Raw genomic sequence first — 21904 nt, 5'->3', positions numbered from 1 at the left:
AAACGTCTCGGCGTGGAAATCGGGAATGACCGGCATTTTAAGGGGGATAGGGGTTTTCGGCACGGGGTTATTTTCCGGCAGGTCCCGGCCACGCCTCCAGGACCTGACCCGCTGAAACCTCAGGGTTCCACCAACCGCAATTTACGGTTGGTGGGAGAATTGATGACGTATTTGACAATCAACCCCACCGGCACCGCCCAGGTCAGGCCGTTGGCCGGATCGGTGACCACGGCGACGGTGTCGGAACTGGCCGAGATATCCAGGCGCCGGCGATCATGGCTGGACTTGAGCACCCCATAGGCATGACTGACCAGCCTCTCCGCCAGGTGCATTGGCACATCGATACTCTCCAGGTGCTTCACTGCACGACAGAACAGCACCTGATCATCGAGCAATCCATCGCCCTCATGTCGAGCCAGAAATGCCTGGGCAATGACCAGCAACTCCTCATTCAATGCCTGGCTTTCATCGCCGGCCTTCATGTCAACGGCTCCTGTGGCGTTTCCGCCAACGAGGTCGTCACCGCAACAGGCCGGGCCGCGCGACGCAGGTCGGGCCCCGCACAAGGCAAGTGCACGGCCGGATTGGGCATCCCGCTGGGCGAAAGTTCATGGGTCATTTCGAACTCGGCCCGAACCGACCAGCCGCACGCCTCCGACGTACATTGCAGATACGCTACCCTCAGGAAAATATGACGGCCTTCACTGGTACGAATACGCATTCGGTTCAAGCAGTGCGGACACACCATTTTGTAAGTGCTCATGCTTGACTCCCGGCATTCATCTGGTGGCAATCAACAAGATCAAACGCAATACTGCTTGAAACATTGATTACCCCACCCCGTTCTAACGAATACCGTTTACCGGAAAAAAGAAAGTCCAAGGGGCGATGCTGTGTCAGGCACGAGTCAAGCTCGTAGGAAATCACCCTGATACCATTAGGAAGTTTCGACATCGTAGTGTTCTGATTCATAGCTGATTATTGATCACTCACAAGAAAGAAAGTACGCGAAATGCGTAACTTAGACACTCAAAATGCATGTGTCAAAAGGAAGAGGCTCAAATTGAGTAGCAAAAAATCACAAGATATCCTGGCGCGCCTGAAGCTGATAACCGGCACCAAGACCGACGCTTCGTTATCCATAGCGCTACAGGTCAGCCCTCAGACACTGAGCAGCTGGAAAGGGCGCGACAGCACGCCATACTCATTATGCGTAGATATCGCACAAGCAAGGGGCATCTCCCTCGATTGGTTGCTGCTCGGTGAAGGACCTATCCTGCGGCATACACTGGCCGCGTCCTCCGACGACACTCAAGAAAGCAAAACACGGGAAAACACTATTCTCGCCCTCTGGCGATTGCTCGGCGAAGATGATCGCTGCGCCATACAACACGCACTGGAAGAAAAATGGCGACTGCGCGAAATGGAACTCAAACTATCGCAAATGACCTCCATCCTCGCAGCATTGCAACATTCGAATGAATAAATCCCCATGTAATCCGCGATTTCACTACTTCAAGGCATGCCACAACAGCATGATATTGCCGCTGCTGCGGATAATCAGTGCGCATGACAATACGCTCACCACTGCATGCCACGGACTCACGGGTACAAACGCCAGCAGTACATCCATACCGGCAAGGCAAAACACTCCACCGCACAGGCTGATCAATAGTCCGTCACACCAGCAATAACATTGTTCGTCACGCTGATAACAGGCAAGCCTGAACGCGCTCAGCAAATGAGCGATACCGGTGACGCAGATTAGCGCGATCATTACATTGCCCATCATCCCCGTCCTCGCAGATGCCGAATGATTTCGCCGATACCGGCGCCGTCAACCCACTGCATCAACTTGATGCTGATGGGGATGACGATCAGTGCGCAGAAAAACGCCGTCACCCCCCCGGTCAGGAACGGAGCCAGCCGCAACGCGACAGGAGTGAACAGATAGCCGACGCCCGCCGACAGCAACCAGGAGCCGATACGCTGCCAGGCCTTGAAATTGCTCCCGGTGGTCGTGACGAGCCATGCGCCCAGCGCCGCACCGAACAGCGCCTCGCCATCGATCGAGGGCAGCGTCGCGATGCCCAATCCCAGCATGAGACCGCTGAGGCTGTTGTAGCTTGAGTCAGTCAGGCTCATGGGCGCCTCGCGGATCGATCTCTGCCATAGCGATGACGCCGGTCTCGATGGCTTTGAGCAAAGCAGTGCTGCGCGAGTTGACGGCAAACTTGCGGCGGATATTGGCGAAGTGATAGTTGATCGTGGACACCGAGCAATTCTGAATCATGGCGATCTCCCAGGAAGTTTTCCCTTGGTAGCACCAGATCAGGGCCTGCTTCTCCTTCACCGTCAGTCGGGCCGATGGCGCACTGTCTCCACGACGGGGTACTGCATAAACAAAAGAGTCGAGCGGTTGATGCGTTGACATGACAAAACTCCCTCTATGCCAGAGCTCCCGTTACCGGGCGCTCACTATTGGAGAGAGATGTTGAAGACAAGCTTGCGTGCGGACAACTTGCCGGGATTGTAGCGTCGCGCGCTACACAAACGGACTTGAACGGTCCTCAGCCAAGGACCACCAAACGGTTGGGCAACTCGTTGCGCACATGGGTTACCGGCACGTGAACCTTGAGCAATTCACCGCAGGCTTCGATGCAGGTGACAAAGCCCTGCAAGGTCTGTCCCTGTTTCACCTGTCGGGTGAACGCCGCCACAATCGTGTCCCAGTGGGTGTTATCCAGGCGCTTGGAAATGCCCTCATCCACCAGAATCTCGACATAGCGCTCGGCCTCCGAAACGAAAATCAGCATTCCGGTGCTGCCCATCGTGTGGTGCAGGTTTTGCGCCAGGAACTGCCGACGGGCCAGGTTCGAGGCGCGCCAGTGACGCACCGAGCGCGGGATCAGGTGTGTGGTGACCCTGGGAATTCGAAACACCAGGGACAGCACGATGAAGGCCCCCCATTGCACCAGCAACAGGCTGTGCAGGGTCAGCCAGCCGGTCAGGTAATGCACCACACCCGGCACCACCAGCGCCAGCAGGCTGGCCCAGAGCAACGGAATGTAGGCATAGTCGTCGGCACGGGCCGCGAGCACTGTGACCAGTTCGGCATCGGTATCGCGTTCGACCCGGGCAATCGCCTCGGCGACTTTGCGTTGTTCGTGTTCAGTCAGTAACGCCATGTTCAAAGACACCTGCTCGCTATCGTTGTTTTACCTACGTCATCACCAGCCGCCCGACGAACCGCCGCCCCCGAAACTGCCCCCGCCGCCACTGAAGCCCCCGCCGCCACCACCGCCACCAAAACCGCCACCGCCAAAACCGCCTCCCGAACTGCCTCGACCGCCACCACCGCTTGGCAGGATACCGAGCATCTGGCAGACGAATATCGTCAGGATGAACAGCATCACCAGAAACACCAGCAACCCCGGATGCCGCGAAACGAAGTCGTTTTGCTGATCGCCTCGGGACTCGTACACCGTAGACGGCTCATCCAGCGGGTTACCCCCCAACACCACCAGCATTGCCGCGACCCCGTCGCTGATGCCCTTGCTGAAGTTGCCGGCCTTGAACGCCGGGGTGATCACCTGATTGATGATCACCGAACTCTGCGCATCGGTCAGGCGCTCTTCCAGGCCATAACCGACTTCGATACGCAACCTGCGCTCATCGCGAGCGACGATCAGCAACGCGCCGTTGTTCTTGTCCTTCTGGCCGATGCCCCAGTGGCGCCCCAGCTGATAACCGAAGTCCGCGATGTCAGCGCCCTGCAAATCCGGCAACGTGACCACCACCAACTGCTCACCGGAGGCCTTTTCATGGGCATCGAGCTGCTGGGTGAGCTGCTCACGCACCGACGGATCGATCATCCCGGCGTTATCCACCACCCGCCCTGTCAGTTGCGGAAACTTCAATTCGGCCTGGGCCGTCAGGGCCAGCACCCAAAGCAACAGTACCAGGCCAATTTTCAACACGCGCATTGGCTACCTCATCCATGGTGACGCATCTAACCTGAACCGGTGCTTACTGAAACTTCACTTCAGGCGCTTTTTCCGCATTGGACGTAGTGGCCTCGAAGGTTTCCCGGATCGGCAAATCGCTGTACATCACCGTGTGCCACAGGCGACCGGGGAAGGTGCGGATTTCGGTGTTGTATTTTTGCACCGCAAGAATGAAATCCCGGCGCGCTACGGCGATGCGGTTCTCGGTGCCTTCAAGCTGCGATTGCAACGCGAGGAAGTTCTGGTTGGCCTTGAGATCCGGATAGCGCTCGACGACCACCATCAAACGACTCAATGCGCCGGTCAGCTGATCCTGGGCCTGCTGGAACTGTTTGAGTTTCTCCGGGTTGTCCAGGGTGTTGGCATCGACCTGAATCGAAGTCGCCTTGGCCCGGGCTTCGACCACTGCGGTCAAGGTCTCCTGTTCATGCTGCGCGTAGCCCTTGACGGTTTCCACCAGGTTGGGGATCAGGTCGGCGCGGCGCTGGTACTGGTTCTGCACCTGGCCCCAGGCGGCCTTGGCCTGTTCATCGAGGGTCGGAATGTTGTTGATGCCGCAGCCGGCCAGCAAGCTGGTCAGCAACATCATGGCTGCGACCCGCAGGGTGTACCGATAGTGGTGTCGTACGTTCATCTGGTTGACGCTCCCTTGCACATTCCGTTGAAAAAACAACCTGCGAACTTTGAGGACGGCTCTTGGGGCATAATCTGCGCCGCCACTGGATTGCATCGGGCCAATGGGCTAAAAGATGCCCCAGCGCTAAAACACTATAGAACTGTGCTGCATTTACCTGAACAACAATAGTCGCTCCCTAAACTTTGGCTGACCGGCGCGTAGTCACGGCCGTTTAGGCTTTAGAGAAAACCATTCATGAAGAAGCTGTGTTTGCTGGGCCTGTTCGTCAGCCTGGCCAGTCATACCGTATTGGCCGCCACGACCCCCGCACCTCTGGAGAACAAGGACGCTTTCATCGGTAACCTGATGAAGCAAATGACCCTCGATGAAAAAATCGGCCAACTGCGCCTGATCAGCATCGGCCCGGAAATGCCCCGGGAGCTGATCCGCAAGGAAATCGCCGCTGGCAACATCGGCGGCACGTTCAACTCGATCACCCGCCCGGAAAACCGTCCGATGCAGGACGCGGCCATGCGCAGCCGATTGAAGATCCCGATGTTCTTCGCCTACGACGTGATCCACGGCCACCGCACCATTTTCCCGATCCCCCTGGCCCTGGCCTCGAGCTGGGACATGGACGCCATCGGTCTGTCCGGGCGCGTCGCCGCCAGGGAAGCCGCGGCGGACAGCCTCGACATCACCTTTGCGCCGATGGTCGATATCTCCCGCGACCCGCGCTGGGGTCGTACATCCGAAGGTTTCGGCGAAGACACTTACCTGGTGTCGCGCATCGCCGGCGTCATGGTCAGGGCCTTGCAGGGCAGTGGCCCGAATGCGGCCGACAGCATCATGGCGAGCGTCAAGCACTTTGCCTTGTACGGCGCGGTCGAGGGCGGTCGCGACTACAACATCGTCGACATGAGCCCGGTCAAGATGTACCAGGACTACCTGCCGCCGTACCGCGCGGCGATCGACGCCGGTGCCGGCGGGGTGATGGTTGCGCTGAACTCGATCAACGGCGTGCCGGCCACCGCCGACACCTGGCTGATGAATGACCTGCTGCGCAAGCAATGGGGCTTCAAGGGCCTGGCCGTCAGCGACCACGGGGCGATTTTCGAATTGATCAAGCACGGGGTCGCCCGCGACGGCCGCGAAGCCGCGAAGCTTGCCATCAAGGCCGGCATCCACATGAGCATGAACGACACGCTCTATGGCAAGGAACTGCCAGGACTGCTGAAGGCCGGCGAGATCCAGCAGAGCGACATCGACAATGCCGTGCGTGCCGTACTGGACGCCAAGTACGACATGGGCCTGTTCAAGGACCCGTACCTGCGCATCGGCAAGGCTGAGGATGACCCGGCCGACACCTACGCCGACAGCCGCCTGCACCGCGCCGAAGCCCGCGATGTCGCGCGCCGCAGCCTGGTATTGCTGAAGAACCAGGGTGAAACCCTGCCGTTGAAGAAAACCGCGAAAATCGCCCTGGTCGGACCGCTGGCCAAGGCGCCGATCGACATGATGGGCAGTTGGGCGGCCGCGGGCCGTCCGGCTCAATCGGTGACGCTGTTCGACGGCATGACCCATGCGCTGGGCGCACAGTCGACGCTGATCTACGCCCGTGGCGCCAACATCACCAGCGACAGGAAAGTCCTCGACTACCTGAACTTCCTCAATTTCGATGCCCCGGAAGTGGTGGATGATCCGCGCTCGGCGCAAGTGCTGATCGACGAGGCCGTGAAGGCCGCCAGGGATGCCGATGTCGTCGTCGCGGCAGTGGGCGAATCCCGTGGCATGTCCCACGAGTCGTCGAGCCGCACCGACCTGAACATCCCCGCCAACCAGCGCGAGCTGATCAAGGCATTGAAAGCCACGGGCAAACCGCTGGTGCTGGTATTGATGAACGGCCGCCCACTGTCGATTCTCGAAGAGAAGGACCAGGCAGACGCGATACTGGAAACCTGGTTCAGCGGCACCGAAGGCGGCAACGCCATCGCCGACGTGCTGTTCGGCGACTACAACCCTTCGGGCAAACTGCCGATCACCTTCCCGCGCTCGGTGGGTCAGATTCCGACTTACTACAACCACCTGAGCATTGGCCGGCCGTTCACACCGGGCAAACCGGGCAACTACACCTCGCAGTATTTCGATGACACCACAGGGCCTCTGTTCCCGTTCGGTTTCGGCTTGAGCTACACCCACTTCAGCCTGACCGACATGGCCTTGTCCTCGACCACGCTGAACAAGACCGGCAAGCTCGACGCCAGCGTCATGGTGAAAAACACCGGCCAGCGTGACGGCGAAACCGTGGTGCAGTTGTACATCCAGGACGTGACCGGCTCGATGATCCGACCGGTCAAGGAGCTGAAGAACTTCCAGAAAATCATGCTCAAGGCCGGCGAACAGAAAGTGGTGCACTTCACCATCACCGAGGACGACCTGAAGTTCTTCAACGCCCGGCTCAAGTACGCCGCGGAACCGGGCAAGTTCAATGTGCAGATCGGCCTGGATTCACAGGACGTGACGCAGCAAAGCTTTGAACTGCTGTAGTTAGTCATACGCCACAAAACCTGTGGGAGCGGGCTTGCCCGCGATGAGGCCATCACATTCAACATCCATGTCGAATGTGAGGCCGTCATCGCGGGCAAGCCCGCACACAAATCGCCTGGCCCGGTACTACTCGCGCGGCACCAGGTCCAGGCACACCGAGTTGATGCAATACCGCAGCCCGGTCGGCGGCGGACCATCCGGGAACACATGCCCCAGGTGCGCATCGCATTTGGCGCAAACCACCTCGGTGCGAATCATCCCATGGCTGACATCACGGATCTCGACCATGGCACTGTCGCCGATCGGCGCGTAAAAACTCGGCCAGCCGCAACCGGAGTCGAACTTGGTCTTGGAATCAAACAGCGGCTCGTTGCAGCAAATGCAGTGAAAAATGCCGTCAACCTTGCTGTCATTGTATTTGCCGGAAAACGGCCGTTCGGTGCCCTTGAGGCGGCAAACGTTATACTGCTCCGGATCGAGCATCGCCTTCCATTCTTCCAGGGTTTTTTCCAACTTTTCCATTGTCACACCTCAGCAGCTGAAAAAGCCCGATCTGTACCTTTTCCACGGATCGGGCGGCACGTATGATTGCGCCTCGTCAAACGCCAGTCTGGCAGCCAGACCACGCGCATTCAAACGGATTTATGTGTGCCGCATGACAAGGCGTCAGGCCTGTGTTTTACGCAGGATTCCCAGCACGGTCGTTCATACGCCGCCTGGATCGTTCATTTTCGGGAACACATCGCCATGCAGGTCAGCAAATCGAACAAGCTCGCCAACGTCTGCTACGACATTCGCGGCCCAGTGCTCAAGCACGCCAAACGCCTGGAAGAGGAAGGCCATCGCATCCTCAAGCTGAACATCGGCAACCCGGCGCCTTTTGGTTTCGAAGCGCCGGACGAAATTCTCCAGGACGTGATCCGCAACTTGCCAACCGCCCAGGGTTATAGCGACTCCAAGGGCCTGTTCAGTGCCCGCAAGGCTGTCATGCAGTACTACCAGCAAAAGCAGGTGGAAGGCGTCGGCATCGAAGACATCTACCTGGGCAACGGCGTTTCCGAGCTGATCGTGATGTCGATGCAGGCCCTGCTCAACAATGGCGACGAAGTGCTGGTGCCGGCCCCCGACTACCCGCTGTGGACCGCCGCGGTGAGCCTGTCGGGCGGCAACCCGGTGCATTACCTGTGCGACGAGCAGGCCAACTGGTGGCCGGACCTGGCCGACATCAAGGCCAAGATCACCCCGAATACCAAGGCGCTGGTGATCATCAACCCGAACAACCCGACGGGTGCCGTGTATTCAAAAGAAGTCCTGCTGGGCATGCTGGAACTGGCCCGTCAGCACAACCTTGTGGTGTTCTCCGACGAAATCTACGACAAGATCCTGTACGACGATGCCGTGCACATCTGCACCGCTTCGCTCGCGCCGGACCTGCTGTGCCTGACGTTCAACGGCCTGTCCAAGTCCTACCGCGTGGCCGGATTCCGCTCCGGCTGGATCGCCATTTCCGGCCCGAAACACCACGCCCAGAGCTACATCGAAGGCATCGACATGCTGGCCAACATGCGCCTGTGCGCCAACGTGCCGAGCCAGCATGCGATCCAGACCGCCCTCGGCGGTTATCAGAGCATCAATGACCTGGTGCTGCCGCAAGGTCGCCTGCTGGAACAGCGCAACCGTACCTGGGAGCTTCTCAACGACATTCCGGGTGTGAGCTGCGTCAAACCGATGGGCGCACTGTATGCCTTCCCGCGGATCGACCCGAAAGTCTGCCCGATCCACAACGACGAAAAATTCGTGCTGGACCTGCTGCTCTCCGAAAAGCTGCTGGTGGTGCAAGGCACGGCCTTCAACTGGCCATGGCCGGACCATTTCCGGGTCGTGACCCTGCCCCGGGTAGACGACCTGGACATGGCCATCGGACGTATCGGCAATTTCCTCAAGTCCTATCGCCAATAAGCAAATATCACCGAGCGGGGCGTCCTGAAGCGCAGGGTGATTGATTCAGCAACATATCTTTGCGCCCTGTCTTCCATCACGCCTGCCGCGGCTGACCGAAGACAGGTTGCTTGCTCGCGCCTAACAACGACGGGGCCTGCGAGGTCAATTGGCTGACAATCCCCACCCCCCGGCGGCGTCGGAAATGTCCTTCAACCCGCTAGACTCTTGCTGTAGGACACAGTTTGAAATAGTCACTTGGTTGAATAGCCCGGTGCAGCACCTTATATACCCCGCAGTACGCTACATCTTTAGCATGAGGAGATTTCTACAACCATGATGCGCATCCTGCTGTTTTTGGCCACTAACCTGGCGGTCGTGCTGATTGCCAGCATCACCCTGAGCCTTTTCGGCTTCAACGGGTTCATGGCGGCCAACGGGGTTGATCTCAACCTCAATCAGCTGCTGATTTTCTGTGCGGTCTTTGGTTTCGCCGGTTCCTTGTTCTCGCTGTTCATCTCCAAGTGGATGGCGAAGATGAGCACCAGCACCCAGATCATCACCCAGCCGCGCACACGTCACGAGCAATGGCTGCTGCAAACCGTTGAGCAATTGTCCCGGGAAGCCGGGATCAAGATGCCGGAAGTCGGGATTTTCCCGGCCTACGAGGCGAACGCCTTCGCCACCGGCTGGAACAAGAACGACGCGCTGGTCGCGGTCAGCCAGGGCTTGCTCGAGCGATTTTCGCCGGATGAAGTCAAGGCCGTACTGGCCCACGAAATCGGCCACGTGGCCAATGGCGACATGGTCACCCTGGCGCTGATCCAGGGCGTGGTGAACACCTTCGTGATGTTCTTTGCACGGATCATCGGCAACTTTGTCGACAAAGTGATCTTCAAGAACGAAGAAGGCCAGGGCATCGCCTACTACGTGGCGACCATCTTCGCCGAACTGGTCCTGGGCATCCTCGCCAGCTCCATCGTCATGTGGTTCTCGCGCAAACGGGAATTTCGTGCCGACGAAGCCGGTGCACGCCTGGCTGGCACCAGCGCAATGATCGGCGCCCTGCAACGCCTGCGGGCGGAACAGGGACTGCCGGTGCACATGCCGGACACCCTGAATGCCTTCGGCATCAACGGTGGCATCAAGCAAGGGTTTGCCCGCATGTTCATGAGCCACCCGCCGCTGGAAGAGCGCATCGACGCACTGCGTCGTCGGGGCTGACAGGCTCGGCACCAAAAAGAAGGCCCGCAGTGATGCGGGCCTTTTTTTGTCTGTCGGGATTTGTGGTGCCCATTCTGGCCCCTTCGCGAGCAAGCCCGCTCCCACACTGGATCTGCGTCGTACACATAATCCGTGTCCACCGAAGATCCAGTGTGGGAGCGGGCTTGCTCGCGAAGGGGCCGGCACAACTAACACAAATTAACGGCTGGAAACCCGATAAACCCGCTCCTCAAGCCGCGTAACACCGCTTTCCAGGAACTTCCAGCTTTCGCCCAGCACGTCCTGATCCTCCAGAATTTTCAATTCCCACGAAGCACCCAACAACCGTTTTACTTCGTCATCCAACACTGCAAATGGCGGCCCTTCCATTTGCGCCTGGTCGTAATCCAGGGTGATCAGCAGCCCCAGCGAATCCTTCGGAAGAATCCGCTTCAGATGCTCGGCGTATTGCTCGCGCATTTTCGGCGGCAAGGCAATCAATGCAGCGCGGTCGTACAACGCACTGCAATCAGCGACATCGCCGGCCGTCAACGCGAAGAAATCACCACACCAGATCTCGATCGAGCCCGCCCGATAGACAGTGAAAGGGCCTTGGTCGCTGACGTCCGGATCAAATTGATGCTCGTGGAAAAAGTCTTCCACCGCTTTCTCCGACAACTCGATGCCCAATACCTCGTGACCGCATTTTGCCAGCCACAGCAGATCCAGGCTTTTCCCACATAACGGCACCAGTACCCGCGAGCCCTCTTCCAGGCCCAGCTGCGGCCAGTACCGTTGCAGATATGGATTCACTTCCGGCAGGTGAAAGCCGATCTGATTCGACGTCCACCGCTTGTGCCAAAACTCCGGCTGCATAATTAATCCCGAAAATTCGATCAAAAGACCCTAAAACTTATATTAGATTTAGATCAATGATCTGACTGAAGATGATGCCATCTTACCCCTCAGGAGCTCATTCATGTTCCCCAGCCTGTACATATCCCATGGCTCGCCCATGTTGGCACTCGAACCGGGCGCCAGCGGGCCCGCCCTCGCGCGCCTCGCCGCTGAATTGCCGAAACCCAAGGCCATCGTAATTGTATCCGCACATTGGGAAAGCAATGAACTGCTGGTCAGCGGCAACCCGCAACCCGACACCTGGCATGATTTCGGCGGGTTTCCACAAGCCTTGTTCGAGGTGCAATACCCGGCGCCTGGTGATCCACACATGGCGGCAGAGGTTGCCGAAAGGCTGGAGCATGCTGGCCTGCCCGCGCGCATCGACCCCAAGCGGCCGTTCGACCATGGTGTCTGGGTGCCCTTATCGTTGATGTATCCGCAAGCCGATATCCCGATTGTACAAGTCTCGCTGCCTACCCACGGCGGCCCGGCGCTGCAAACCCGGGTAGGTCAAGCCCTGGCCGGTTTACGCGAACAGGGCGTGCTGCTGATCGGGTCCGGTAGCATTACCCACAACCTGCGCGAACTGGACTGGCACGCCGGCCCGGAAAGCGTCGAACCCTGGGCCAGGGTATTTCGCGACTGGATGGTCGAGAAACTCGAGGCGCAGGATGAAGTCGCGCTGCACGATTATCGTCGGCAAGCGCCGAACGCCGCGCGCAACCATCCCAGTGATGAACATTTGTTGCCGTTGTACTTTGCCCGCGCAGCCGGAGGCAAATTCAGCGTAAGCCACGCGGGATTCACCCTGGGCGCCCTGGGCATGGATATTTATCTCTTCGGATGACGCATGGAACTCACAACCTGCGGCGGCCAGGTCAGACCACATCGACACCGACATGAATCGCATCATGCCGCCAGAACTCCAGGTCACAATCGATCAGCCGTTGATGCTGATCGTAATTGACCCGGGCAATTCGCAGACCCGGACTGCCCACCGACACCCGTAAAGCCGCCGCTGCATCCACCGACAGCGCCGTCGGCACGATCTCGAAACGCACCCGCCCATAATGCAAATCGTAATGCCGGGCATACAGCTCGGTCATCGACTGATTCAAATCGAATTGCAGAATCCCCGGAAAATACTGCGGATTCAAATAATGCTCGACATACAACACCAGCCGCTCATCAATGCGCCGCGCCCGGCAAATCTGGATCACGCTCGACAACGCCGGCAATTGCAACCAGGCACAGACCGCCGCCGATGCCGGCTGCAGCCGCGCCGAAATCACCTCGGTGGACGGCACTCGCCCCTGAGCGCTGACCATGGCGTGGAAGTGACTGCGTTGCATCAGGTTATAGGCCAGGCGCGGTGGCGAAACGAACCAGCCCCGGCGCTCCTCCCGATAAATCTGGCCCTGGGCTTCCAGCTGTAGCAACGCCTCGCGCACGGTGATCCGCGTGGTACCGAACAACTCACTGAGCTTGCGCTCGGCTGGCAGCTTGCTCCCGGGGGCCAACAGGCCATGGCCGAGCTGTTCCTGCAGGACCTGCCCGATTGCTGTCACCGCCTTGGTGGTCTCGATGCGCATCAATGTTACCTATCTGGACTAGACCAGCACCGATTCGCGGTCTAATCGCGCGCGAAATCGGAGCTATCAACTTTGTGCAAGCCTAGGCACTGCACATGACTTGCAGATGACAAAGTTGCCGAACGGTCGCTCCAGGCTTTTCCACTTGCATCTGCAATTACATGACCAAGTCCTTTCATTTCAGGTCTTTAGCCATGGTCTACGCTTATCTCCAACCCTGAGATATCCCGAGCAGGAAACCTGGGCAGGCCAGCGCACGACATCAAAATGTCATCCAGGCCGCCTAGATTGGCTCAGGTATTGCTGACCTAGACCAACATAACCGCAATCGCAGCGTTGAAAACGCCCAAAGGAGCTTCGGATGAAAAAGCTTTTCCTGGCATCACTGTTAGGCTCGACCATTGCCATGTGCACCGCCGCCATGGCCGCTGATACCGATCTGAAAATCCTGGAAGCCGCGGCGAAAGCGGAAGGTGAGGTCAACAGTGTCGGCATGCCCGACAACTGGGCGAACTGGAAAGGCACCTGGGACGATCTGGCCAGGCTTTATGGCCTCAAACACATCGACACCGACATGAGCTCGGCCCAGGAGCTCGCCAAGTTCAAGGCCGAAAAAGACAATGCCACTGCCGACATCGGCGACGTCGGTGCCGCCTTCGGTCCGATTGCGGTCAAGCAGGAAGTGTCGCAACCCTACAAGCCGAGCACCTGGGAGCAGATCCCGGCTTGGGCGAAGGATGAGGATGGCCATTGGGCCTTGGCCTACACCGGCACCATTGCCTTCATCATCAACAACAAGCTGCTGCACGGTTCCGACGCGCCAACCAAATGGGCCGACCTCAAGACGGGCAAATACAAGGTGTCCATCGGTGACGTGAGCACCGCCGCCCAAGCCGCCAATGGTGTACTGGCTGCGGCCATTGCCAACGGTGGCGACGAGAAAAACCTGCAGCCGGCCCTGTTGATGTTTGCCGAGATCGCCAAGCAAGGTCGTCTGTCGATGACGGATCCGGTCATCGCAACCATGGAGAAGGGTGAAATCGAAGTCGGCGTGGTCTGGGACTTCAACGGCCTGAGCTACAAGGCCAAGATGGCCAATCCTGATGACTACACGGTGTTGATTCCATCCGACGGCTCGGTGATCTCGGGCTACACCACCATCATCAACAAGTACGCCAAGCACCCGAACGCCGCCAAGCTGGCGCGCGAATACATCTTCAGCGATGCCGGCCAGATCAACCTGGCGAAAGGCAACGCCCGTCCGATCCGCGCCGAACATGTAAAACTGCCGGAAGAGGTTCAGGCCAAACTGCTGCCGAACGAGCAGTACAAGGGCGTGACGCCGATCAAGGATGCGGACGCGTGGGAGAAGACCTCCAAGGCGCTGCCGCAGAAGTGGAACGAAGAAGTCATCGTCGAGATGAAGTGACACGGTAGCCCGCCATTTGGAGAGCTAGTAAAGATCCCTGTGGGAGCGAGCCTGCTCGCGAAAGCGGCCCCACAGTCAACAGAGATGTTGACTGACACACCGCCTTCGCGAGCAGGCTCGCTCCCACAGGGGATTGATGCGTACTTGAATCAGCTGTATTGCGGAGTTCCGCCCCTATGAAGCACAACGTCATCCTTGTCGTGCTCGACGGCCTCAATCATGAAGTCGCGCGTCACGCCATGGGGCATCTGCAGGCTTACGTTGGCGCACAACGCGCGGCCCTCTACAAGCTGGAATGTGAGCTGCCGGCCCTGTCCCGCCCGCTTTATGAATGCATCCTGACCGGCGTGACACCGATCGACAGCGGCATCGTCCATAACAACGTCTCGCGCCTGTCCAACCAGCGCAGCATCTATCACTACGCCACCGACGCCGGCCTTGTCACTGCCGCCGCAGCCTATCACTGGGTCAGCGAGCTGTATAACCGTTCGCCATTCGTAGCGGCCCGGGACCGTCACACCGACGATCCGGACCTGCCGATCCAGCACGGCCATTTCTACTGGAGCGATCACTACCCGGACTCGCACCTGTTCGCCGACGCAGAAAACCTGCGCCTGCGTCATGCGCCGAATTTTCTCCTGATCCATCCCATGAACATCGACGATGCCGGGCACAAGCACGGTCTCGACACTGCGCAATACCGCAACAGCGTCCGCTCGGCGGACATCATCCTCGCCGACTACCTGCAACATTGGCTCGACGCCGGTTATCAGGTCATGGTGACAGCCGACCATGGCATGAACAATGACCGCTCCCACAACGGCCTGCTGCCCGAGGAGCGCGAAGTGCCGCTGTTCGTTCTCGGCGAGGCCTTCAGTTTCAACGCCAACGCCGCACCGAAACAGACTGAAATCTGCGGCACCGTCTGCGAACTGCTCGGCGTGGCTCACGACAAACCTGTGTGCCGGGAGCTGCTCAAATGAACGCCATGACTCGCGGCAAATGGCTGGCGGTGCTGTGCCTGGTGCCTTTCACGCTGTTTTTCATCGTGTTCCAGATCGCCCCACTGGCGTGGGTGATGATCAACAGCCTGGAATCGGAAGAGTTCGGCTGGGGCTTGGCCAACTTCACCAGGATATTCAACTCCAAGTTCTATCTGCAGGCGATCCAGTACAGCCTCGAGATCAGTTTCTGGTCCAGCGTGTTCGGGATCATCATCGCGATACTTGGCGCCTATTCCCTGCGCCGCGTCGACTCGAAACTGCGCAACTTCGTCAACGCCTTCGCCAATATGACCAGCAACTTCTCCGGCGTACCCCTGGCCTTCGCGTTCATCATCCTGCTGGGCTTCAACGGCAGCTTCACCATCATGCTCAAGCAGGCCGGGATCATTCAGGACTTCAATCTGTACTCGAAAACCGGGCTGATCATTCTCTACACCTACTTCCAGATTCCCCTCGGCGTGCTGCTGCTCTACCCGGCTTTCGACGCCTTGCGCGAAGACTGGCGCGAGTCCGCCGAATTGCTCGGCGCCAACGGCTGGCAGTTCTGGCGGCACATCGGCTTGCCCGTGCTGACCCCGGCGCTGCTAGGCACTTTCGTGATCCTGCTGGCCAACGCCCTGGGTGCCTACGCCACGGTCTACGCGCTGACCACCGGCAACTTCAACGTGCTGACGATCCGCATCGCGGCCATGGTCTCCGGTGATATTTCCCTGGATCCGAACCTGGCCAGCGCCCTGGCCGTGGTACTGGTGGCGTTGATGACCCTGGTGACGATCGTGCATCAGCTTCTGTTGAAGAGGAGCTACCATGTCTCGCGCTGAACCGGGCCCTGCCGGTATCTACCACCGGGTGGTGGTGTACCTGCTGTTCGCCATTCTATTGCTGCCCCTGCTCGGGACGCTGATCTACTCGATCTCCAGCAGCTGGTCGGCGACCATTTTGCCCAGCGGCTTTACCTTCAAGTGGTACGTGCAACTGTGGAGCGACCCACGCTTTCTTCAAGCCTTCGGCCAATCCCTGCTGGTGTGTGTGGGTGCACTGATGCTGTCGGTGGTGCTGATTCTGCCGTTGCTGTTTGTTGTGCATTACCACTTCCCGAAACTCGATGCGCTGATGAACATCCTGATCCTGCTGCCCTTTGCGGTGCCGCCAGTGGTGTCGTCGGTGGGCCTGTTGCAGCTTTACGGTTCGGGACCGTTCGCAATGGTCGGGACGCCGTGGATCCTGATTGGCTGTTACTTCACCGTGGCGCTGCCGTTCATGTACCGGGCGATCACCAACAACCTGCAAGCGATCAACCTGCGCGACCTGATGGACGCCGCCCAACTGCTCGGGGCCAGCACCTTCCAGGCGGCCTTCCTGGTGGTGCTGCCAAACCTGCGCAAGGGCTTGATGGTGGCGTTGCTGCTGTCGTTCTCGTTCCTGTTCGGCGAGTTCGTGTTTGCCAACATCCTCGTTGGCACGCGCTACGAAACCCTGCAGGTGTACCTCAACAACATGCGCAACAGCAGCGGCCACTTCACTAGCGCGCTGGTTATTTCCTACTTCTTCTTTGTGCTGGTTCTGACCTGGGCGGCCAATATCTTGAACAGGGACAAAAGCGAATGAGCTATGTGAGCGTCCAACATCTTAAGAAAAGTTACCTGGGCTCCACGGTCTTCAGCGACATCAACTGTGAAATCAGGAAGGGTGAATTCGTCACCCTCCTCGGTCCGTCCGGTTGTGGCAAGTCCACGCTGCTGCGCTGCATCGCCGGGCTGACCCCGGTGGACGGCGGCAGGATCCTGCTCGACGATCACGACCTCGTTCCGCTGAGCCCGCAGAAACGTGGGATCGGCATGGTGTTCCAGAGCTACGCGCTGTTCCCCAACATGACAGTGCAACAGAACGTCGCCTTCGGTTTGCGCATGCAAAAGGTCAACGCCGGCGACAGCCAGAAGCGCGTCGCCGAAGTGTTGCAACTGGTGGAGCTAAACGACTTTGCCGCCCGTTATCCGCATCAACTGTCCGGTGGCCAATGCCAGCGTGTCGCCCTGGCCCGCTCCCTGGTGACCCGTCCGCGCCTGTTGCTGCTCGACGAACCGCTGTCGGCACTCGACGCGCGAATTCGCAAGCACCTGCGCGAACAGATCCGTCAGATCCAGCGCGAACTCGGCCTGACCACAATCTTCGTCACACATGACCAGGAGGAAGCACTGACGATGTCCGACCGCATTTTCCTGATGAATCAGGGAAAAATCGTACAAAGCGGCGACGCCGAGACGCTTTACACTGCGCCAGTCGATGTCTTTGCCGCCGGCTTCATCGGCAACTACAACCTGTTGGACGCCGACAGCGCCTCGAAATTGCTGCAGCGGCCGATCACCCATCGCATCGCGATTCGGCCGGAAGCCATCGAGCTGAGCCTCCATGGCGAACTCGACGCACAGGTCCGCAGTCACAGTCTGTTGGGCAATGTGATTCGCTACCGCATCGAAGCCCGGGGCGTGGAATTGGTGGTGGATGTACTGAACCGCTCGGCGGCCGACCTGCATCCCGATGGCCAGCGCCTGGCGCTTTCCATCGATCCGACGGCCCTGTGTGAGGTGGCTTGAAAGCAGCTTCAAGCGGCAAGCTTCAAGTTGTAGACTGCTGACCCTGAATCCACTTTCTTGCAGCTTGAAGCTTATAGCTTGAAGCTGTTCTCGCAGAGAACCGCACTAATGGCCCTGGCAATTTTTGATCTGGACGAAACCCTGATCCATGGCGACTGCGCTACCCTCTGGAGCGAGCAAATGGGCCGCCTGGGCTGGGTCGACCCCGAGTCGTTCATGCGTCGTAACAATGAACTGATGGACGCCTACAGCCACGGCAAGCTGCGCATGGAGGACTACATGACCTTCAGCCTGGAACCGATGATCGGGCGCACGCCGGAAGAGATCGAGCACCTGGTGGCGCCCTGGGTGGAAGATTTCATCGAGCCGATCATCTTCAGCGACGCCACCAGGGCCATTGCCGCCCACCGCAAGGCTGGCGACCGCATCCTGGTGATTTCCGCTTCAGGTACGCACCTGGTCGGGCCGATTGCCGAACGGCTGGGTATCGACGAAATACTCGCCATCGAGCTGGAACTGACGCACGGGGTGTACAGCGGCAACACCCTTGGCACCCTGACCTACCGCGAAGGCAAGATCACCCGTTTACTCGAATGGCTGGATGCGGAAGAAGAGAACCTGGAAGGTGCGAGTTTCTACTCCGATTCACGCAACGATCTGCCGCTGCTGTTGAAGGTGGATTTCCCACACGTGGTGAATCCGGATCCGGTATTGCGCGAACACGCCGAAAAAGCCGGCTGGCCGATCCATCTCTGGAAATAACAAAGCCCCCTGTAGGAGCGAGCTTGCTCGCGATGGTCTCAAGGGCAATGCGTTCATTCAGAAAAAACGCATTATCGTTAACGTCCATCGCGAGCAAGCTCGCTCCTACAAAAGGGTCACGTGAGGCTAGCGTCGATCAGCAGCACCAACTTCCCCGCAACCTTATTGCTCGCCAACTCCGCAAACGCCGCCTCGGCATCCTTGATCGCAAACGTCTTCGCCAGTTGCGCACTCAGACGCCCTTCGGCAAACAGCGGCCAGACATGCTGACTCAGATCACTGAACAAATCTGCCTTGAACTGATCGTTGCGAGTGCGCAGGGTCGAACCCAACAACTGCACGCGCTTGCCCAGCACCTGCGCCAGGTCCAGCTTGGCCTCACGCCCGCCCATCAGCCCGATCAACACCCAGCGGCCATCCAGGGCCGACACCTTCAGATTCAGCTCGGCATAGTTGCCACCGACCGGGTCGAGGATCACATCGAACGGTCCCAGATCCCTTAAGCTGTCCAGATCGCCGTTACGTACCACGCCGCCTTGGGCGCCGAGCGCCTCGCAGTAAGCCAGGCGCTCGGCGGAACCGACGCTGACCCAGCACGGGTTGCCAAACGCCTTGCATAGCTGAATGGCAGCTGAACCGATGCCACTCGCCCCGGCATGCAGAAGAACTTTCTCACCCGGTTTGAGCGCAGCCAGTTGAAATAAATTCAGCCAGACGGTCGCGTACACTTCGGGTAGCGCTGCCGCCTCGGCCAGCGACATTCCGTCGGGAACCGGCAGCACATGCCGTCCGTCGACAACCACCTCTTCGGCCATCCCGCCCCCGGCCAGCAAGGCGCAAACCCGATCCCCGACCTGCCAGGACGAGCCCGGGCCAACCTCGCTGATCACCCCCGAACACTCAAGACCCAGCGCCTGACTGGCTCCCGGCGGTGGCGGGTAAAGGCCCGCCTTCTGTAACAAATCGGCGCGATTGAGACCTGCTGCCGCCACACGAATGCGGACTTGTCCTACATCACACGTAGGACTCGGCTCGTCCACCCACTCCACTCGACCTTCCACGCCTTGCAATGCTTTCACAGTGCCTCCATAGTGAGTCTGGACTGAGCCCGTAGCTGTAGCGCCGGGCTTTTTGCATTATGCGACCGGCCTTTACGGAACCGGCGACTTCAAAGACGGCCTAATATGCGTTATCAATTGTCCCCGCGTCGAATCAGCATGAAGCATTTGTTCCCCAGCACCGCACTAGCCCTGTTAATTGGTATCGGCCTGATGCCGATGTCGAGCAATACATTCGCAGCCAATAGCTGGGACAAGCTTCAGCCTGACCGTGACGAAGTGATCGCCAGTCTGAACGTCGTCGAATTGCTCAAGCGCCACCACTACAGCAAGCCGCCGCTCGATGATGCGCGCTCGGTCATCATCTATGACAGCTACCTCAAGCTGCTGGATCCGTCGCGCAGCTATTTCATGGCCAGCGACATTGCCGAATTCGACAAGTGGAAAACCCAGTTCGACGATTTTCTGAAAAGCGGCGACCTGAACGCCGGGTTCACCATCTACAAGCGCTACCTGGACCGCGTCAAGGCGCGTCTGGACTTCGCCCTCGTCGAGTTGAACAAGGGCGTCGACAAAATCGACTTCACCACCAAGGAAACCTTGCTGATCGATCGCAAGGATGCCCCTTGGCTCAAATCCACCGCAGACCTCGACGAACTGTGGCGCAAACGCGTCAAGGATGAAGTCCTGCGGATGAAGATCGCCGGCAAGGATTCCAAGCAGATCCAGGAAACCCTGACCAAGCGCTACAAGAACCAGTTGGCGCGCCTGGACCAGACCCGTGCCGAGGACATCTTCCAGGCGTACATCAACACCTTCGCCATGTCCTACGACCCGCACACCAACTATCTGTCACCGGATAACGCGGAGAACTTCGACATCAACATGAGCCTGTCCCTCGAGGGCATCGGCGCCGTGTTGCAGAGCGACAACGACCAGGTGAAAGTCGTGCGCCTGGTGCCGGCAGGCCCGGCCGACAAGACCAAAATGGTTGCACCCGCCGACAAGATCATCGGTGTGGCCCAGGGCAACAAGGAAATGGTCGACGTGGTCGGCTGGCGCCTGGACGAAGTGGTCAAGCTGATCCGTGGTCCGAAAGGCACCGTGGTGCGCCTGGAAGTGATCCCGGCGAGCAATGCGCCGAACGACCAGACCACCAAGATCGTCCCGATCACCCGCGAAGCGGTGAAGCTTGAAGACCAGGCGGTGAAGAAGTCGGTCCTCAAGCTCAAGCAGGACGGCAAGGATTATAAGCTCGGCGTCATCGAGATCCCGGCGTTCTACCTGGACTTCAAGGCCTTCCGCGCCGGTGATCCGGACTACAAGAGCACCACGCGTGACGTCAAGAAACTGCTGACCGAGTTGCAGAAAGAAAAGGTCGATGGCGTGGTCATCGACTTGCGCAACAATGGCGGCGGTTCCCTGCAGGAAGCCACCGAACTGACCAGCCTGTTCATCGACAAAGGGCCGACCGTTCTGGTGCGTAATGCCGATGGCCGGGTCGACGTGCTCGAAGATGAAAATCCGGGGGCGTTCTACAAAGGCCCGATGGCGCTGCTGGTCAACCGTTTGTCAGCCTCGGCTTCGGAGATTTTTGCCGGCGCCATGCAGGACTACCACCGCGCCTTGATCATCGGCGGCCAGACCTTCGGCAAAGGCACCGTGCAGACCATTCAGCCGTTGAACCATGGCGAACTGAAACTGACCCTGGCCAAGTTCTACCGGGTATCCGGCCAGAGCACCCAGCATCAGGGCGTACTGCCGGACATCGACTACCCCTCGATCATCGACACCAAGGAAATCGGCGAAAGCGCCCTGCCGGAAGCCATGCCGTGGGACACCATCCGAGCGGCGATCAAGCCTGCGCTCGACCCCTTCAAACCGTACATCACCCAGCTGCAGTCCGAGCATGACGTGCGTACGGCCAAGGACGCGGAGTTCGTGTTCATCCGCGACAAGCTGGCCCTGGCGCAGAAATTGATGGCGGAAAAAACCGTCAGCCTCAATGAAGCCGACCGTCGCGCCCAACACGCCGACATCGAAGCCAAGCAGCTGACCATGGAGAATCTGCGTCGCAAGGCCAAGGGCGAAGAGCCGCTCAAAGAGCTGAAGAAGGAAGATGAAGACCTGATCGCAGCCGAGCCGGACAAGACCAAGCCGGAAGACGATGCCTACCTGAGCGAGACCGGGCGGATTCTGCTGGACTACTTGAAGCTCAATACGGCGGTGGCCAAGCACTGAGGTGATGGCGATT

24 protein-coding genes are annotated in these 21904 nt (G+C 59.0%); 12 read left to right on the top strand and 12 right to left on the bottom strand.

The window, feature by feature from the left end; all coding sequences use genetic code 11:
- Positions 1-119: 119 nt before the first annotated feature.
- A complete protein-coding gene (locus J2W17_RS00355) occupies positions 120-482 on the bottom strand; it encodes a hypothetical protein (protein ID WP_307327479.1) in 363 nt (120 codons plus the stop codon).
- Positions 479-763 (bottom strand): ogr/Delta-like zinc finger family protein, encoded by a 285-nt coding sequence (locus J2W17_RS00350; RefSeq protein WP_307327477.1) that lies wholly within the window; start codon positions 761-763, stop codon positions 479-481. The genes J2W17_RS00355 and J2W17_RS00350 overlap by 4 nt, the downstream gene beginning before the upstream one ends.
- A gap of 300 nt (positions 764-1063) precedes the next feature.
- Here J2W17_RS00350 and J2W17_RS00345 point away from each other — a divergent pair, with 300 nt between their 5' ends.
- A complete protein-coding gene (locus J2W17_RS00345; protein ID WP_307327475.1) occupies positions 1064-1486 on the top strand; it encodes a helix-turn-helix domain-containing protein in 423 nt (140 codons plus the stop codon).
- Between the two features lie 24 nt (positions 1487-1510).
- Here J2W17_RS00345 and J2W17_RS00340 read toward each other — a convergent pair whose 3' ends face one another.
- From J2W17_RS00340 to J2W17_RS00315, 6 genes are all read right to left on the bottom strand, one after another.
- The gene (locus J2W17_RS00340; RefSeq protein WP_307327473.1) at positions 1511-1789 is read right to left on the bottom strand and encodes a phage holin family protein; all 279 of its coding nucleotides are present in this window, start codon (positions 1787-1789) and stop codon (positions 1511-1513) included.
- Positions 1789-2145: a putative holin gene (locus J2W17_RS00335; RefSeq protein WP_307327471.1), complete on the bottom strand. Its 357-nt coding sequence runs from the start codon at positions 2143-2145 to the stop codon at positions 1789-1791. The genes J2W17_RS00340 and J2W17_RS00335 overlap by 1 nt, the downstream gene beginning before the upstream one ends.
- Entirely contained in the window at positions 2132-2434 is a 303-nt protein-coding gene (locus tag J2W17_RS00330; RefSeq protein WP_307327469.1) for a helix-turn-helix domain-containing protein, read from the bottom strand. The genes J2W17_RS00335 and J2W17_RS00330 overlap by 14 nt, the downstream gene beginning before the upstream one ends.
- Before the next feature lie 136 nt (positions 2435-2570).
- Positions 2571-3188 carry a TPM domain-containing protein gene (locus J2W17_RS00325; protein ID WP_307327467.1) on the bottom strand — a complete coding sequence of 206 codons (618 nt, stop codon included), beginning with the start codon at positions 3186-3188 and terminating at the stop codon, positions 2571-2573.
- Positions 3189-3230: 42 nt separating this feature from the next.
- Positions 3231-3986 (bottom strand): TPM domain-containing protein, encoded by a 756-nt coding sequence (locus J2W17_RS00320; protein WP_307327465.1) that lies wholly within the window; start codon positions 3984-3986, stop codon positions 3231-3233.
- 43 nt (positions 3987-4029) lie between these two features.
- A complete protein-coding gene (locus J2W17_RS00315; protein WP_307327463.1) occupies positions 4030-4641 on the bottom strand; it encodes a LemA family protein in 612 nt (203 codons plus the stop codon).
- A 237-nt stretch (positions 4642-4878) separates the two neighbouring features.
- Between J2W17_RS00315 and bglX the strand changes: the two genes are divergently transcribed.
- Entirely contained in the window at positions 4879-7170 is a 2292-nt protein-coding gene (gene bglX, locus J2W17_RS00310; protein ID WP_307327461.1) for a beta-glucosidase BglX, read from the top strand.
- A 126-nt stretch (positions 7171-7296) separates the two neighbouring features.
- On the opposite strand, the gene msrB is transcribed toward bglX, so the two are convergent.
- On the bottom strand, positions 7297-7692 hold the full coding sequence (gene msrB, locus J2W17_RS00305; protein ID WP_307327458.1) for a peptide-methionine (R)-S-oxide reductase MsrB: 396 nt from the start codon (positions 7690-7692) through the stop codon (positions 7297-7299).
- Positions 7693-7917: 225 nt separating this feature from the next.
- Here msrB and J2W17_RS00300 point away from each other — a divergent pair, with 225 nt between their 5' ends.
- Together J2W17_RS00300 and htpX are read left to right on the top strand one after the other, a co-directional pair.
- Positions 7918-9129: a pyridoxal phosphate-dependent aminotransferase gene (locus tag J2W17_RS00300; RefSeq protein ID WP_008030363.1), complete on the top strand. Its 1212-nt coding sequence runs from the start codon at positions 7918-7920 to the stop codon at positions 9127-9129.
- A 315-nt stretch (positions 9130-9444) separates the two neighbouring features.
- Positions 9445-10332, top strand: coding sequence for a protease HtpX (gene htpX / locus J2W17_RS00295; protein ID WP_064676487.1), 888 nt, complete (start codon positions 9445-9447; stop codon positions 10330-10332).
- 198 nt (positions 10333-10530) lie between these two features.
- On the opposite strand, the gene J2W17_RS00290 is transcribed toward htpX, so the two are convergent.
- The gene (locus tag J2W17_RS00290; protein ID WP_307327453.1) at positions 10531-11187 is read right to left on the bottom strand and encodes a thiopurine S-methyltransferase; all 657 of its coding nucleotides are present in this window, start codon (positions 11185-11187) and stop codon (positions 10531-10533) included.
- A gap of 103 nt (positions 11188-11290) precedes the next feature.
- On the opposite strand from J2W17_RS00290, the gene J2W17_RS00285 reads away from it, so the two are divergent.
- Positions 11291-12058, top strand: a complete 768-nt coding sequence (locus J2W17_RS00285; protein ID WP_307327451.1) for a DODA-type extradiol aromatic ring-opening family dioxygenase — start codon at positions 11291-11293, stop codon at positions 12056-12058.
- Between the two features lie 31 nt (positions 12059-12089).
- On the opposite strand, the gene J2W17_RS00280 is transcribed toward J2W17_RS00285, so the two are convergent.
- On the bottom strand, positions 12090-12803 hold the full coding sequence (locus J2W17_RS00280) for a UTRA domain-containing protein (RefSeq protein ID WP_307327449.1): 714 nt from the start codon (positions 12801-12803) through the stop codon (positions 12090-12092).
- A gap of 361 nt (positions 12804-13164) precedes the next feature.
- Between J2W17_RS00280 and J2W17_RS00275 the strand changes: the two genes are divergently transcribed.
- From J2W17_RS00275 to J2W17_RS00250, 6 genes are all read left to right on the top strand, one after another.
- On the top strand, positions 13165-14232 hold the full coding sequence (locus J2W17_RS00275; RefSeq protein ID WP_307327447.1) for an ABC transporter substrate-binding protein: 1068 nt from the start codon (positions 13165-13167) through the stop codon (positions 14230-14232).
- Positions 14233-14408: 176 nt separating this feature from the next.
- Positions 14409-15215, top strand: coding sequence for an alkaline phosphatase family protein (locus J2W17_RS00270; protein ID WP_307327445.1), 807 nt, complete (start codon positions 14409-14411; stop codon positions 15213-15215).
- A complete protein-coding gene (locus J2W17_RS00265; protein WP_373459903.1) occupies positions 15212-16057 on the top strand; it encodes an ABC transporter permease in 846 nt (281 codons plus the stop codon). The genes J2W17_RS00270 and J2W17_RS00265 overlap by 4 nt, the downstream gene beginning before the upstream one ends.
- The gene (locus J2W17_RS00260; RefSeq protein WP_307327443.1) at positions 16044-16844 is read left to right on the top strand and encodes an ABC transporter permease; all 801 of its coding nucleotides are present in this window, start codon (positions 16044-16046) and stop codon (positions 16842-16844) included. The genes J2W17_RS00265 and J2W17_RS00260 overlap by 14 nt, the downstream gene beginning before the upstream one ends.
- Positions 16841-17830, top strand: a complete 990-nt coding sequence (locus J2W17_RS00255; RefSeq protein ID WP_307327441.1) for an ABC transporter ATP-binding protein — start codon at positions 16841-16843, stop codon at positions 17828-17830. The genes J2W17_RS00260 and J2W17_RS00255 overlap by 4 nt, the downstream gene beginning before the upstream one ends.
- A gap of 108 nt (positions 17831-17938) precedes the next feature.
- Positions 17939-18592, top strand: a complete 654-nt coding sequence (locus J2W17_RS00250) for an HAD family hydrolase (RefSeq protein WP_307327439.1) — start codon at positions 17939-17941, stop codon at positions 18590-18592.
- A 116-nt stretch (positions 18593-18708) separates the two neighbouring features.
- Here J2W17_RS00250 and J2W17_RS00245 read toward each other — a convergent pair whose 3' ends face one another.
- Complete coding sequence (locus J2W17_RS00245) at positions 18709-19671, bottom strand: zinc-binding dehydrogenase (RefSeq protein WP_307327437.1); 963 nt, start codon at positions 19669-19671, stop codon at positions 18709-18711.
- A 138-nt stretch (positions 19672-19809) separates the two neighbouring features.
- Here J2W17_RS00245 and J2W17_RS00240 point away from each other — a divergent pair, with 138 nt between their 5' ends.
- Positions 19810-21891, top strand: coding sequence for a carboxy terminal-processing peptidase (locus tag J2W17_RS00240; RefSeq protein WP_307329424.1), 2082 nt, complete (start codon positions 19810-19812; stop codon positions 21889-21891).
- Positions 21892-21904: the final 13 nt, after the last annotated feature.

Source organism: Pseudomonas lini, from assembly GCF_030812475.1.
Taxonomy (GTDB): Bacteria; Pseudomonadota; Gammaproteobacteria; order Pseudomonadales; family Pseudomonadaceae; genus Aquipseudomonas; species Aquipseudomonas lini_A.
The sequence above is the reverse complement of the archived record's forward strand: the minus strand, read 5'-3'. Positions and strand labels throughout refer to the sequence as shown.

Excerpts from the sequence above, each read along its gene's own strand:
- J2W17_RS00355 (WP_307327479.1), bottom strand. The coding sequence starts at position 482 with ATGAAGGCCGGCGATGAAAGCCAGGCATTGAATGAGGAGTTGCTGGTC.
- J2W17_RS00315 (WP_307327463.1), bottom strand. The coding sequence starts at position 4,641 with ATGAACGTACGACACCACTATCGGTACACCCTGCGGGTCGCAGCCATG.
- J2W17_RS00290 (WP_307327453.1), bottom strand. The coding sequence starts at position 11,187 with ATGCAGCCGGAGTTTTGGCACAAGCGGTGGACGTCGAATCAGATCGGC.
- J2W17_RS00250 (WP_307327439.1), top strand. The coding sequence starts at position 17,939 with ATGGCCCTGGCAATTTTTGATCTGGACGAAACCCTGATCCATGGCGAC.
- J2W17_RS00255 (WP_307327441.1), top strand. The coding sequence starts at position 16,841 with ATGAGCTATGTGAGCGTCCAACATCTTAAGAAAAGTTACCTGGGCTCC.
- J2W17_RS00340 (WP_307327473.1), bottom strand. The coding sequence starts at position 1,789 with ATGGGCAATGTAATGATCGCGCTAATCTGCGTCACCGGTATCGCTCAT.
- J2W17_RS00260 (WP_307327443.1), top strand. The coding sequence starts at position 16,044 with ATGTCTCGCGCTGAACCGGGCCCTGCCGGTATCTACCACCGGGTGGTG.
- bglX (WP_307327461.1), top strand. The coding sequence starts at position 4,879 with ATGAAGAAGCTGTGTTTGCTGGGCCTGTTCGTCAGCCTGGCCAGTCAT.
- J2W17_RS00265 (WP_373459903.1), top strand. The coding sequence starts at position 15,212 with ATGAACGCCATGACTCGCGGCAAATGGCTGGCGGTGCTGTGCCTGGTG.
- J2W17_RS00350 (WP_307327477.1), bottom strand. The coding sequence starts at position 763 with ATGAGCACTTACAAAATGGTGTGTCCGCACTGCTTGAACCGAATGCGT.
- J2W17_RS00320 (WP_307327465.1), bottom strand. The coding sequence starts at position 3,986 with ATGCGCGTGTTGAAAATTGGCCTGGTACTGTTGCTTTGGGTGCTGGCC.
- J2W17_RS00240 (WP_307329424.1), top strand. The coding sequence starts at position 19,810 with ATGAAGCATTTGTTCCCCAGCACCGCACTAGCCCTGTTAATTGGTATC.
- J2W17_RS00280 (WP_307327449.1), bottom strand. The coding sequence starts at position 12,803 with ATGCGCATCGAGACCACCAAGGCGGTGACAGCAATCGGGCAGGTCCTG.
- J2W17_RS00300 (WP_008030363.1), top strand. The coding sequence starts at position 7,918 with ATGCAGGTCAGCAAATCGAACAAGCTCGCCAACGTCTGCTACGACATT.
- htpX (WP_064676487.1), top strand. The coding sequence starts at position 9,445 with ATGATGCGCATCCTGCTGTTTTTGGCCACTAACCTGGCGGTCGTGCTG.
- J2W17_RS00270 (WP_307327445.1), top strand. The coding sequence starts at position 14,409 with ATGAAGCACAACGTCATCCTTGTCGTGCTCGACGGCCTCAATCATGAA.
- J2W17_RS00285 (WP_307327451.1), top strand. The coding sequence starts at position 11,291 with ATGTTCCCCAGCCTGTACATATCCCATGGCTCGCCCATGTTGGCACTC.
- J2W17_RS00275 (WP_307327447.1), top strand. The coding sequence starts at position 13,165 with ATGAAAAAGCTTTTCCTGGCATCACTGTTAGGCTCGACCATTGCCATG.
- msrB (WP_307327458.1), bottom strand. The coding sequence starts at position 7,692 with ATGGAAAAGTTGGAAAAAACCCTGGAAGAATGGAAGGCGATGCTCGAT.
- J2W17_RS00330 (WP_307327469.1), bottom strand. The coding sequence starts at position 2,434 with ATGTCAACGCATCAACCGCTCGACTCTTTTGTTTATGCAGTACCCCGT.
- J2W17_RS00335 (WP_307327471.1), bottom strand. The coding sequence starts at position 2,145 with ATGAGCCTGACTGACTCAAGCTACAACAGCCTCAGCGGTCTCATGCTG.
- J2W17_RS00325 (WP_307327467.1), bottom strand. The coding sequence starts at position 3,188 with ATGGCGTTACTGACTGAACACGAACAACGCAAAGTCGCCGAGGCGATT.